The sequence below is a fragment of the Microbacterium sp. APC 3901 genome, assembly GCF_030407765.1.
In the GTDB taxonomy this organism is placed as follows: Bacteria; Actinomycetota; Actinomycetes; order Actinomycetales; family Microbacteriaceae; genus Microbacterium.
This window is the reverse complement of sequence record NZ_JASDCU010000005.1, coordinates 150237-163343: the sequence shown is the minus strand read 5'-3', so window position 1 is coordinate 163343 and position 13107 is coordinate 150237. Positions and strand designations below refer to the sequence as shown.

General features: G+C 68.5%; 11 protein-coding genes. All 11 read right to left on the bottom strand.

From position 1 onward, the window contains the following. Positions 1-19 precede the first annotated feature (19 nt). Complete coding sequence (locus QMA07_RS06480; protein ID WP_290160704.1) at positions 20-1978, bottom strand: primosomal protein N'; 1959 nt, start codon at positions 1976-1978, stop codon at positions 20-22. Positions 1979-2007: 29 nt separating this feature from the next. Next, on the bottom strand, positions 2008-3201 hold the full coding sequence (gene metK, locus QMA07_RS06475) for a methionine adenosyltransferase (protein ID WP_290160702.1): 1194 nt from the start codon (positions 3199-3201) through the stop codon (positions 2008-2010). A gap of 93 nt (positions 3202-3294) precedes the next feature. Then, on the bottom strand, positions 3295-3552 hold the full coding sequence (gene rpoZ / locus QMA07_RS06470) for a DNA-directed RNA polymerase subunit omega (protein WP_042536631.1): 258 nt from the start codon (positions 3550-3552) through the stop codon (positions 3295-3297). A gap of 64 nt (positions 3553-3616) precedes the next feature. Continuing rightward, positions 3617-4525 (bottom strand): guanylate kinase, encoded by a 909-nt coding sequence (gene gmk, locus QMA07_RS06465; protein ID WP_290160695.1) that lies wholly within the window; start codon positions 4523-4525, stop codon positions 3617-3619. Further along, entirely contained in the window at positions 4518-5363 is an 846-nt protein-coding gene (gene pyrF / locus QMA07_RS06460; protein ID WP_290160693.1) for an orotidine-5'-phosphate decarboxylase, read from the bottom strand. Before pyrF ends, gmk begins: the two co-directional genes overlap by 8 nt. Next, complete coding sequence (gene carB, locus QMA07_RS06455; RefSeq protein WP_290160691.1) at positions 5360-8647, bottom strand: carbamoyl-phosphate synthase large subunit; 3288 nt, start codon at positions 8645-8647, stop codon at positions 5360-5362. The genes pyrF and carB overlap by 4 nt, the downstream gene beginning before the upstream one ends. Continuing rightward, positions 8647-9792, bottom strand: coding sequence for a glutamine-hydrolyzing carbamoyl-phosphate synthase small subunit (carA, locus tag QMA07_RS06450; protein WP_290160689.1), 1146 nt, complete (start codon positions 9790-9792; stop codon positions 8647-8649). The genes carB and carA overlap by 1 nt, the downstream gene beginning before the upstream one ends. Next, positions 9789-10316, bottom strand: coding sequence for a hypothetical protein (locus QMA07_RS06445; RefSeq protein WP_290160687.1), 528 nt, complete (start codon positions 10314-10316; stop codon positions 9789-9791). The genes carA and QMA07_RS06445 overlap by 4 nt, the downstream gene beginning before the upstream one ends. Further along, entirely contained in the window at positions 10313-11617 is a 1305-nt protein-coding gene (locus tag QMA07_RS06440; protein WP_290160686.1) for a dihydroorotase, read from the bottom strand. Before QMA07_RS06440 ends, QMA07_RS06445 begins: the two co-directional genes overlap by 4 nt. After that, on the bottom strand, positions 11614-12579 hold the full coding sequence (locus QMA07_RS06435) for an aspartate carbamoyltransferase catalytic subunit (RefSeq protein ID WP_290160684.1): 966 nt from the start codon (positions 12577-12579) through the stop codon (positions 11614-11616). The genes QMA07_RS06440 and QMA07_RS06435 overlap by 4 nt, the downstream gene beginning before the upstream one ends. Continuing rightward, complete coding sequence (gene pyrR / locus QMA07_RS06430; RefSeq protein WP_042536623.1) at positions 12576-13106, bottom strand: bifunctional pyr operon transcriptional regulator/uracil phosphoribosyltransferase PyrR; 531 nt, start codon at positions 13104-13106, stop codon at positions 12576-12578. The genes QMA07_RS06435 and pyrR overlap by 4 nt, the downstream gene beginning before the upstream one ends. Between the last annotated feature and the right edge of the window lies 1 nt (position 13107).

Here is a 13107-nt window from a genome sequence, read left to right as displayed (position 1 = left end):
TCGGATCGGTGCGGACTGATCAGAGCTCTGGGTCGAGGATATCGAGCCGAACCGAGAGGGTGCTCCGAGTCGACTTGCCCTTGCCTCGGCGATTGCTGACGGCCTCGGCCACGACGGCCGCTCGCAGCGTCGCCGCGACCTTGGCTCCGGTGCCGTACTCGAATCGGACGAGCGCGCGCACGCGCGGCGGATAGTCGGCGGACTCGATGGGCACAGGGCCCAGTACCGCGTCAGACGGCAGGGTGAGTTCCTGCAGTGCGGCCAGTGCACGGCCGACGGCCGCTGCGGACCCTTCGACCAGTGCGACCCGCGCGGCCGGCGGCATGTGGAGCGGCGCGCGCTCCGCGAGCTCGGCCCGTGCGTAGCCCGATTGGTTCCAGGTCGCCAGCGCGCGTGCGATCGTGCCGTCTACGCCGACGAGGTGGATCGGCGCCCCCGGCGCAGCGAGTGCGGCCGCGTTCGACCACCACCGCAGACATGCCTCACCGATCCGGAGATCCGGTGCCTGGAGCATCCGTGGACCGTCGAGCAGCACCACAGCGCGATAACCCCCCTCGGCGAGTGGTTCGGCGCCGCGCGTGGCCACCACGAGCGCCGGCTTGTCGGCCACGTGCTCGACCGGGTGCGCGCTGTCGGCGACGATCACGCGGACGCCGGGGAACGCCTTGCCCAGCTCGTCGGCGGTGCGCTCGCTGCCCGAGGACGCCAGACGCAGCTTGGTCGACGAACACGTCGGGCAGGCCCAGGCCCGTGCGCCCCGGCCGCACCAGGCGCACACGGGCACGGCACCACGATGCGTGGCGCCCAGCGGCCCGCCGCAGTGAGCGCATCTGGCGGGAGCGCGGCACTCCGCGCACACGAGAGACGGCGCGAAACCGGGTCGCGAGACCTGCACGAGCACCGGCCCCTCGGCTGCGGCGTTGCGGGCTGAGAGGAACGCCGACGACGGCATCCGCTGCGCTGTCGGCGCGTCCATCTCCTGCGGCGTGCTCAGGATCACCCTCGGCATCACCCGCCGTGCGGCTCGCACGTCCTGCAGGTAGCCGTGCGCGACGAGGCGTTCGACGTCTGTCGTGCGGGTGTGGCCGACGAACAGCAGAGCGGAGTCCTCCTGCTCCTGACGGAGCAGCGCGGCATCTCGGGCGTTGATGTAGGGCGCGAGCGGTTCGCCGAGCAGTGGATCGCCGTCGTCCCACACCGCGACGAGCCCGGCGCGCACCGGCGCGTACACGGCCGAGCGGTTGCCGACCACGATGCACGGAGCATCCTCGAGCGATCTGAGGAACGAGCGGTATCGATCGGGGTTCGTCTGCCGTGAGTCGTATCGCACGACAGCCTCGGGCGGAACGAGCGACCCGAGCGCGGCGAGCAGAAGATCGAGGTCTCGATGATCCGGGACGATCAGGATGCTGGAGCGTCCGGCTGCGAGCATCCGCGTCGCCGTCGCGGCCAGCAGAGCCGTCCAGCCCGGCTCGCCCCGGTGCTGAACCGGGATCGCCTCGACCGCGGCCCGGCCGTCGTCGTCGAGGACCTCTTCGAGGTGGTCGTACGTGGCGAGGAGCGAGGCGGCGTGGGCGACGGCGTCATCGGTCGGCACGGGCGCCGGTGCGTCCGCGGTCCAGGCCTTCTCGACCCGCACCTGGCGCTTGGGGATGACGAGACGCAGCACGTCGGATGCCGACCCCGCCGCGCGGTCGGCTGCGCGACGAGCCAGACGGTAGGTGCGCTCCGGAAGCACGGGCACCGCCGACACGATGCTCTCGACCTCGGAGAGAGGCCTGTCGGCGTCGTCCTCGGTGTCGATCTCGACCACGTACCCGTCGATCACCCGACCGGCTGTACGAAGCGGAACGCGCACGCGCACCCCGATCGGCACGTCTCCGAGCTCCGGCGGCAGGGCGTAGTCGAAGAGGCGGTCGAGTTGCGGAAGCGGAGAGTCCAGCAGCACGCGCGCGATACGACGACTCTCGGCCGTCATGAGCGGATCGCCATCAGGCCCGCGCTCCGTCAGAGGCCTGCAGCGCGCCGCAGCTCCTCGGCGCGGTCGGTGCGCTCCCAGGTGAACTCCGGCAGCTCGCGGCCGAAATGTCCGTAGGCGGCCGTCTGCGCGTAGATCGGGCGCAGCAGATCGAGGTGCTCGATGATCGCCTGCGGACGGAGATCGAAGACGTCGGTGATCGCACGGGTGATCACCTCATCCGAGACCTTGCCGGTGCCGAAGGTCTCGACGTAGAGACCCACGGGGCGTGCGACACCGATCGCGTACGCGACCTGGACCTCGAGCCGGTCGGCGAGTCCTGCCGCGACGGCGTTCTTCGCCACCCAGCGAGTCGCGTACGCGCCTGAACGGTCGACCTTCGACGGATCCTTGCCGCTGAACGCGCCGCCACCGTGTCTGGCTGCGCCGCCGTACGTGTCGATGATGATCTTGCGGCCGGTGAGGCCGGCGTCGCCCTTGGGGCCGCCGGTCACGAACGGGCCGGCCGGGTTGATGTAGTAGGTGATGTCGTCGAGGTCGAGACCCGTGGTCTCGAGGATCGGGTCGATGACGTGTTCGCGCACCTGCGACTTGAGCTCGTCCTGTGAGATGTCGGGGTGATGCTGGGTCGACAGCACGACGGCGTCGACCGTCTTGGGCGTGAAACCATCGTATCCGAGCGTGACCTGCGTCTTGCCGTCAGGACGGAGGAACGGCAGCGCGCCGGAGCGGCGAACCTCGGCGAGACGCTCGGCGATGCGGTGCGCGGTCCATGCGGCCATCGGCATCAGCTGGGGCGTCTCGTTCGTGGCGAAGCCGAACATGATGCCCTGGTCGCCCGCACCGAGTCCGTCGAGCGGATCGACGGATGAGCCGTCGCGGTGCTCCTGGGCGCTGTCGACGCCGTGGGCGATGTCGGTCGACTGCTCGCCCACCGAGATGCTCACGCCGCAGGAGTCCCCGTCGAAGCCGGTGTCGCTCGACGTGTAGCCGATGCGGTTGACGACCTGTCGGACGATGGTCGGGATGTCGACGTACGCGTCGGTGCGGATCTCGCCGGCGACGTGCACGAGACCGGTGGTCACCAGCGTCTCGACCGCGACGCGTGAGCCGGGGTCTTTCGCGATGAGTCCGTCGAGGATGCTGTCCGAGATCTGGTCGCAGATCTTGTCCGGGTGCCCCTCGGTGACGGACTCGGACGTGAACAGACGCAGCGCGCTCATCAGGGCTCCAGAACGGAATCGGACAGCAGGAAGGGGGTGGCTCCCATGATGGACCGCACCGCCGACATCAGTCGGCGGCGCGGTCATCGGACGTCACTCGGCGTGACGGAGGCGGAGCTTGTCCTCGTTGATCTCGTGCAGAGCGATGGTCAGCGGCTTGTCCTCGACGGAGGAGTCGACGAGCGGACCGACGTTGTCGAACAGGTTGCCCTCGTGCAGATCGGAGTAGTAGTCGTTGATCTGACGCGCGCGCTTGGCGGCGTAGATGACGAGCTCGTACTTCGAGTCGACGCGGTCGAGCAGGTTGTCGATGGGGGGATCGATGATTCCGTTGGTGTGGTGTCCGGCCATGGTGGGACCTCCTGATCAGGCGACGGGGTCGTCGCGAAGACTGTGCAACGGCGCGCGAAAACGCTCAGCGCGCAGAGCTTGAAGACAATTCTACGACCTCTGCGGCCGCAGCGGCGACGTCCTCGTTCACGATGAGGTGATCGAACTCGTTCTGCGCGGCGAGTTCCACCTTCGCGGTGCGCAGTCGGCGAGCACGTTCCTCGGCCCCCTCGGTGCCTCGACCGACCAGTCTCTGAACCAGCTCGTCCCAGGTCGGCGGCAGCAGGAAGATGAGCGTCGCGGCAGGCTCCGCCTTGCGCACCTGGCGGGCACCCTGCAAGTCGATCTCGAGCAGCACCGTCTTGCCTGCTGCCAGTGCGGCATCGATCGGGGCGCGGGGCGTTCCGTATCGCGACCTGTTGTGCACGACCGCGTACTCGAGAAGCTCGTCTTCGGCGATCAGCCGATCGAACTCCGCGTCGTCGACGAAGTAGTAGTGCACGCCGTCGATCTCGCCCGGGCGCGGCGCACGGGTCGTCGCCGAGACAGACAGATGGATCTCGGGGTTGTTCTCACGGATGTGGGCTGCAACGGTGCCCTTGCCCACAGCGGTCGGACCGGCGAGCACCAGGAGGCGGCTTCGCTCACCCCGCGGCTGCAGGAGTGGGAAGCGAGAATCGAGCCACTGCGAGAGCGCCACCCGCTGCCTGACGCCGAGACCGCCCAGCCGCTTGACCGGCGAGATGTGCAGGTCTGCCAGGATCCGGTCACGCTTTCCCGCCCCGATGGCGGGCAGGGCGAGCAGGAAGTCCGTGATGCGCATCGAGCCCTCGACCGAGTCGGGGTCGGCGGTGGCCCGTTCGAGCACGGACTGGGGAGTCACTACACGCGTCGTCAGATCGCGCTTGAGAGACGCACGGGCACGGCGCCGCTCGACCGCTTTGCGGGCGGCGGCGGCACGGTCGACCTCGGGGACGGGACGGGGCTCAGCCACGGCCGGCCTCCCTGTACTCTGCGACGCGTGCGTCGATGGCGGCGGCGAGACCCGCGGGTCCGGCCGAGAGGATGCTGCGACTCTCGCTCGCGATGACCGCGGGGCTCATCGAGCCGAACCGACGGCGGAGGTCTGCCGGAGTCGCGCCCTGTGTGCCGAACCCCGGAGCGAGGATGGGGGCCATCGGCGCGAACGCGGCGATGCCGGCATCAGTCCAATCCACGGTCGCTCCGACGACGAAGCCGAAGCTCCCCCACTCGCCTGTCTCGGTGTGCTCCGCATTGCGTGCCGAGACGACCGAGATGATGTCCGCTGACACGGCCCGGCCGGTCTCGGAAACCGAGCGCTGCAGTGTCTGCGCCTCCGGATTGCTCGTGGCGGCGAGCACGAAGAGACCCTTGTGGTGCTCGTCGGCGAGGGCGAAGGCGCCGTCGAGCGCACCCACCCCGAGGAACGGGTTCACGGTCAGCGCGTCGGCCTCGAGCGGAGCCCCCGGCGTGAGCCACGCCGCAGCATACGCATCCATGGTCGAGCCGATGTCGCCGCGCTTCGCATCAGCGATGACGACGAGTCCGGCCGCACGCGCAGCCGCGAGCACCTCCTCGAGAGCCGCGATTCCCGCGGAGCCGAAGCGCTCGAAGAACGACACCTGCGGTTTCACGATCGCGGCGCGGCCGGCGGCGGCCTCGACCGTGCGCAGCCCGAACTCGCGGACGCCGGAGGCATCGTCACCGAGGCCCCAGGCCGCGAGCAGCGCCGCATGGGGGTCTATTCCCACGCATAGCGGGCCGTGCGCCGCGAGGGCGGCACGGACCCGTTCGCCGAAGCGTGCGCTCACAAAGCGGCCTTCCGGTCGAGTGCGTACTCCTGGAGGCTCTTCACCTGGAAGCCCTCGTGGGCTGCGTCCATGCCGCTCACGGCGGCGCCGAGCACCGCCATCGTGGTGAACAGCGCCTTGTCGGCCGCGACTGCCGCCGCGCGGATCTCGTAGCCGTCAGCGCGCGCCGCCCCACCCGAAGGCGTGTTGACGACGATGTCGATCGACCCGTCGTTGATGAGGTCGACGATGTTGGTCGCGCCCGACTCCTGGGTCTCGCTGTACTTCTCGACGACGGTCACCGCGATGCCGTTGCGCGAGAGGATCTCGGCCGTGCCCTCGGTCGCAACGATCGTGAACCCGAGCTGCTGCAGGCGGTGCGCCGGCAGGATCACCGCGCGCTTGTCGGAGTCGGCCACCGAGATGAACACGGTGCCCGAGGTCGGCATCCCCCCGTATGCGGCCGCCTGGCTCTTGGCGAACGCGGTCGGGAAGTCGCGGTCGATACCCATGACCTCGCCCGTCGAGCGCATCTCCGGGCCGAGGATCGAGTCGACGGTCTTGCCGTCTGCCGTCCGGAACCGCTTGAAGGGAAGCACGGCCTCCTTCACCGAGACAGGAGCGTCGAGAGGCACACGGGAGCCGTCCTGCTCGGGGAGCATGCCTTCGGCGCGGAGCTCCGCGATCGTCGAGCCGACCATGATGCGGCTCGCGGCCTTCGCCATCGGGATGCCCAGCGCCTTCGAGACGAACGGCACCGTGCGGCTCGCGCGCGGGTTGGCTTCGATGACATAGAGCACGCCCGCGCTGATCGCGAACTGCACGTTCAGCAATCCGCGCACGCCGACACCCTTGGCGATCGCCAGGGTCGCCTCGCGCACACGGTCGATGTCGGTGCGGCCGAGCGAGACCGGCGGCAGAGTGCAGCTGGAGTCGCCCGAGTGGATGCCGGCCTCCTCGAGGTGCTCCATCACGCCGCCGATGTACAGGTCGGTGCCGTCGTACAGCGCGTCGACGTCGAGCTCGATCGCATCGTCGAGGAACCGGTCGACGAGCAGAGGCTTGCCCTCCTCGATGATGACCTCACCCGCGGTGCGCACGAAGTACTCGCGCAGTGACTCCGCGCTGTAGACGATCTCCATTCCCCGCCCTCCGAGCACGAAGCTGGGGCGCACGAGCACGGGGTAGCCGATCTCGTCGGCCACGGCCACCGCGCCGTCAGCGTCCACTGCGGTGCCGTGACGGGGCGCGATGAGACCGGCCGAGTCGAGCAGCTGAGAGAACAGCTCGCGCTCCTCGGCGATGTCGATCGCCGCGGGGCTCGTGCCGAGCACGGTGTAGCCAGCGGCCTCGATGCCCTTGGCGAGACCGAGCGGCGTCTGACCGCCGAGCTGGCAGACGACGCCGAGGATGGTGCCGCTGGCGGCTTCGGCGTCGAGCACCTCGAGCACGTCTTCGAGCGTCAGCGGCTCGAAGTACAGCCGATCCGACGTGTCGTAGTCGGTGGACACCGTCTCGGGGTTGCAGTTGACCATGATCGTCTCGAAGCCGGCATCCGAGAGTGCGAACGACGCGTGCACGCACGAGTAGTCGAACTCGACGCCCTGACCGATGCGGTTGGGACCGGAGCCGATGATCACGACCTTGGTGCGATCGGACGGGACGACCTCGGTCTCGAAGTCGTAGCTCGAATAGTGATACGGCGTGAGAGCCGGGAACTCGCCGGCGCAGGTGTCGACCGTCTTGTACACGGGGCGGATCCCGAAGCCGTGGCGCACGCCGCGGATCTCGGCCTCATCGTCGCCACGCAGCTGCGCGATCTGCGCGTCGGAGAAGCCGTGTTCCTTGGCGTAGCGGAGGGTGGCCGCGTCGAGCTCGGGCGCCGTGCGCACGGTCTCGGCGACCTCGTTGATCAGCACGATCTGGTCGATGAACCACGGGTCGATCGCGGTCGCCTCGAACGCCTGCTCGACCGTCGCGCCCTTGCGCAGCGCCTGCTGCAGGGTGATGATGCGACCGTCGGTCGGGATCTTCGAGATCTCGAGCAGCTCGGCTGCCGAGCGGCTCTCCTCACCCCAGTGGAAGCTCGACCCTCGCTTCTCGAGCGAGCGCAGCGCCTTCTGCAACGCGGTCGCGTAGTTGCGGCCGATCGCCATCGCCTCACCGACCGACTTCATGGTGGTCGTCAGCGTCGCATCGGCGGCCGGGAACTTCTCGAACGCGAATCGCGGCACCTTGACGACGACGTAGTCGAGCGTGGGCTCGAAGCTCGCCGGTGTGACACCCGTGATGTCGTTGGGGATCTCGTCGAGGCGGTAGCCGAGTGCGAGCTTGGCCGCGAGCTTGGCGATCGGGAACCCGGTGGCCTTCGAGGCGAGGGCGCTCGAGCGCGAGACGCGCGGGTTCATCTCGATCACGATGATGCGGCCGTTGCTCGGGTCCACGGCGAACTGGATGTTGCAGCCACCGGTGTCGACGCCGACGGCGCGGATGATGTCGATGCCGATGTCGCGGAGCTTCTGGTACTCGCGGTCGGTGAGCGTCAGTGCCGGGGCGACGGTGATCGAGTCTCCCGTGTGCACGCCGACGGGGTCGACGTTCTCGATCGAGCAGACGACGACCGTGTTGTCGGCCGTGTCGCGCATGAGCTCGAGCTCGTACTCCTTCCAGCCGAGGATCGACTCCTCGAGCAGCACCTCAGTGGTGGGAGAGTCGCGCAGACCTGCACCGCCGATGCGGCGGAGGTCCTCTTCGTCGTAGGCGAAGCCCGAGCCGAGACCGCCCATCGTGAACGAGGGGCGCACGACGAGCGGGTAGCCCAGTTCGGCAGCCCCCTCGAGCAGGTCGTCCATCGTGTGCGCGATGATGCTGCGGGCGACGTCGGCTCCGGCGTCGAGCACGAGCTGCTTGAAGATCTGACGATCCTCGCCCTTGTTGATCGCCTCGAAGCTGGCGCCGATCAGCTCGACGTCGTACTTCTCGAGGATGCCGTGGTTGTGCAGCTCGATCGCGGCGTTCAGGGCGGTCTGCCCGCCCAGGGTCGGAAGGATGGCGTCCGGACGTTCCTTCGCGATGATCGTCTCGATGACCTGCCACGTGATGGGCTCGATGTACGTCGCGTCGGCGAAGTCGGGGTCGGTCATGATCGTCGCCGGGTTGGAGTTGACCAGGATGACCCTGACGCCCTCCTCGCGGAGGACGCGGCATGCCTGGGTGCCGGAATAGTCGAACTCGCAGGCCTGACCGATGACGATCGGGCCGGAGCCGATGACGAGAACGGAGTTGATGTCGTCGCGCTTGGGCATTACTTGGCGTCCTTCTTGCTGACGATGACCATGTCACGGAACCGGTCGAAGAGATAGTTGGCGTCGTGCGGGCCGGCGGCAGCCTCCGGGTGGTACTGCACCGAGAACGCGGGGATGTCGAGGGCGCGGAGTCCCTCCACGACGTTGTCGTTCAGACCGACGTGGCTGACCTCGACCTTGCCGTAGCCGTGAGGGCTGTCGAACGAACCCTCCAGCGGCGCCTCCACGGCGAATCCGTGGTTGTGAGCGGTGATCTCGACGCGCCCGGTCGACTTGTCGAGCACCGGCTGGTTGATGCCGCGGTGGCCGAACGGCAGCTTGTAGGTGCCGAGCCCGAGCGCCCTGCCGAGCAGCTGGTTCCCGAAGCAGATGCCGAAGAACGGGAGGCCGTCGTCGAGCACCGAGCGCAGCAGCTCGACGTGGTCCCCCGAGGCAGCGGGGTCGCCGGGGCCATTCGAGTAGAAGACGGCGACGGGGTCGATCGAGCGGATGTCGTCGATCGTGACGTTCTGGGGCAGCACGTGCACCTCGAACCCGCGAGCCGCGAGGTTGTCGATCGTGGCCTGCTTGACGCCGAGGTCGAGGACGGCGAGATTGCCGACGCGCTCCCCCATCGCCGTCGTCACCGTGGCGACGTCGACCGAAACCTGCGACGAGAGGTTCTGACCGGCCATCTGGGGGGCCTGGCGCACGAGGCGCAACTGCTCGTCTGCGTCGATCGTCGCGGCGTCGCCCGAGAACACGCCGCCGCGCATCGAACCGGCCGAGCGGATGTGCCGGGTGATCGACCGCGTGTCGATCCCGCTGATGCCGACGATTCCGTCGCGCTCGAGGATCTCGTCGAGCGAGGCGTTGGCGCGCCAATTCGAGACGACGCGTGAGGGATCGCGGACGATGTAGCCGGCCACCCAGATGCGACGAGACTCGCGGTCTTCGTCATTCATCCCGGTGTTGCCGATGTGCGGTGCCGTCTGCAGGACGATCTGACCTGCGTACGAGGGATCGGTGAGCGTCTCCTGGTAGCCGGACATGCCGGTGGCGAAGACGACCTCGCCGAAGGTGGTGCCTCGAGCGCCGTATGCACGGCCCGTGTGGCGAGTCCCGTCTTCGAGGACGAGGACGGCGGGTTCGGGGAGGGCTGTCATGGCGTTGCTCCTGTGTCGGGGGCGGCGGTGTCGTCCGTGGCGGGGACGAGGCGCTGCAGTTCTGAGATGAAGGTCTGGGGGTCGCCGTCTGTGAGACGCAGGTACGAGTCGACGATCGTGTCGTCGTCTGCGTTCCAGGCGACGCGGACGAGTCCGCCGGGTTCGACGACCCGGTCGATGGTCACTGTCGCACGGTCGACGCTCGCGAGCCGGGCAGACGCGAGGAAGACGGTCGGCGCTCCGTCGAGGCAGAGTGCGAGCCCCCGGTCCGTGACGGCGACCTCTCCCCTGGCCCGGTACGCGAGCGGGTGCAGGGTCAGCCGCTCCAGGGGCTGGTCGTGCTTGGTCGTCGAGACGTAGAGCACCTCGTGACGGTCGATCACTTCGGCGTGCTCGGGCACGCCCAGGGGGGCTGCGAGACCCGAGTCGCGTCGGAGACGTCGTCGCCACGCGGTGAACATGATGACCAGTACGAGCGCCGCCGCGGCGATGGTGATCGCGATCGCGATGTCGCGTGCACTCATGCGTCGAGCTCCTCGACGACGTGTGCGCCGTCGACCGTCAGGACACCGTGGTGCATCGTGTACTCGACCCGGCCGGGAAGGTCGCGGCCGAGGTACGGCGAGTTCACGCTGCGGCCGTGCAGGTCGGATTCAGTGAAGACACCGACGACCGACGGGTCATAGAGGGTGATCTGCGCGGGGGCGCCCGCTTCCAGAGGCAGTCCGTGGCCAGAGAGACGTCCGATCCGAGCGGGCGCGGCGCTCATCACTCGAGCCACGTCCTCCCATCCGATCAGGCCGGTCTGCACCATCGACTGGTGCACGACGCGCAGCGCGCTCTCGAGCCCGACCATGCCGTTCGCGGCAGCCTGCCACTCGCACGACTTGTGCTCGCTCGGGTGCGGCGCGTGATCGGTCGCGACGATGTCGATGGTGCCGTCTGCGAGGCCTTCACGCACAGCCATGACGTCTTCTTCGCGGCGCAGCGGCGGATTGACCTTGTAGCGTGCGTCGTACCCGCGCACGAGTTCATCGGTGAGCAGCAGATGATGCGGTGTGACTTCGGCGGTGACGTCGATGCCCCGCTTCTTGGCCCAGCGGATGATGTCCACCGAGCCTGCTGTCGAGAGGTGGCAGACGTGCAGACGCGAGCCCACGTGCTCGGCCAGGAGCACATCGCGGGCGATGATCGACTCCTCGGCGACGGCGGGCCATCCGGCGAGTCCGAGCTCGGCCGAGACCGTGCCCTCATTCATCTGGGCGCCCTCGGTGAGGCGGGGATCCTGCGCATGCTGTGCGATGACGCCGCCGAAGGACTTCACGTACTCGAGCGCGCGACGCATGATCAGCGGGTCGAAGACGCAGAAGCCGTCGTCGCTGAAGACGCGCACCTGCGCGCGCGACGTCGCCATCGCGCCGAGCTCGGCGAGTCGCTCGCCCTTCTGCCCCACGGTCACCGCACCGATGGGCTGCACGGTCGCGTACCCGGCTGCGTCACCGAGCGCGAGCTCCTGCTCGACGACGCCGGCGGTGTCGGCCACCGGCGAGGTGTTGGGCATCGCGAAGACGGCAGTGAAGCCGCCGGCTGCTGCTGCCCTGGTTCCGGTGAGGATCGTCTCGGATGCTTCGTAGCCGGGTTCGCGCAGATGCGTGTGCAGATCGACGAGCCCGGGAAGGGCCACCAGACCGTCGGCGTCGATGACTCGAGCACCCGCACGGCTCAGCCCGCGGCCGATGTCGGTGATCAGACCGTTCTCCACGATCATGTCGGCGCGCTCGGCACCGAGAAGCTGCGCGCCGGTGATGACGAGGGTCTCGCTCACTGGTCTCCCCCTCGTTCGTCGTCTCGTTCTCCTGCAAGGAGCAGATACAGCACCGCCATGCGGATGGACACCCCGTTCGTCACCTGTTCCAGCACGGTCGAGCGCGGGGAATCGGCGGCTTCGGAGGAGATCTCCAACCCGCGGTTCATGGGTCCGGGGTGCATGACAATGCTACCGTCCGGAAGACCGGCGACTCGCAGTGCGTCAAGACCCCAGCGCCTGGAATACTCCCGCTCAGTGGGGAAATACGCGGCGTTCATGCGCTCGAGCTGGATGCGGAGCATCATGACGGCATCCGGCCCGTCGGCCAGGGCTTGGTCGAGGTCGTACACGACCTTCGCAGGCCAGAGCGACACGTTCTGCGGCACCAGGGTGGGCGGAGCGACCAGAGTGACCTCGGCGCCGAGCGTGGCGAGCAGCCAGACGTTCGATCGCGCGACCCGGGAGTGCAGCACGTCGCCGACGATCACGACCCGGACGCCGGCGAGATCGCGACCACGACTGTCGACGCCGAAACGACGCTTGCGGATCGTGAACGCGTCGAGGAGCGCCTGCGTCGGGTGCTCGTGCGTGCCGTCGCCGGCATTCACCACACCGGCCGAGATCCAGCCGCTAGTGGCGAGAGTCTGCGGCGCACCCGATGCGGGGTGGCGGATGACGACCGCATCCGCGCCCATCGCCTGGAGTGTCTGCGCGGTGTCCTTCAGGCTCTCGCCCTTCGAGACGCTCGAGCCCTTGGCCGCGAAGTTGATCACGTCGGCCGACAGACGTTTCGCTGCGGCCTCGAAGGAGATGCGGGTACGCGTCGAGTCCTCGAAGAAGAGGTTGACGACGGTCTTGCCCCGGAGAGTGGGGAGTTTCTTGACCTCGCGTGACTGCGTGTCGGACATGTCCTCAGCGACATCGAGGATGCGCAGAGCCGTGTCGCGATCGAGGGTGCGGGTATCGAGGAGATGCCTCATGCTTCGATCGTCACCTCCTCGGCGCCGTCGTGCTCGGCCAGCCGCACGTTGACGCGCTCCTGACGGGACGACGGGATGTTCTTGCCGACGAAGTCGGGTCGGATCGGCAGTTCGCGGTGGCCCCGATCGACGAGGATCGCGAGTCGGACGATCGAGGGGCGACCGATCGACTGCAGCGCGTCGAGCGCGGCGCGGATGCTGCGGCCCGAGAAGAGCACGTCGTCGACGAGGACGACGGTCTTGCCGTCGATGCCGCCGGCGGGGATGTCTGTCGGACGAGGAGACCTCGTGGGCTGCTTCGCCAGGTCGTCGCGGAACAGCGTGACGTCGAGTGCGCCGACCGGAACGGCGGTCTGCGCGATCTCGCCGATCACCGCCGACAGGCGATGGGCGAGAGTGACTCCGCGGGTCGGAATGCCCAGCAGGACGAGGTTCTCAGCCCCTCGATTGGACTCGAGGATCTCATGTGCGATGCGGGTCAACGCCCGCGAGATATCGGCTTCATGCAGCACGGTTCGTGCACTCATC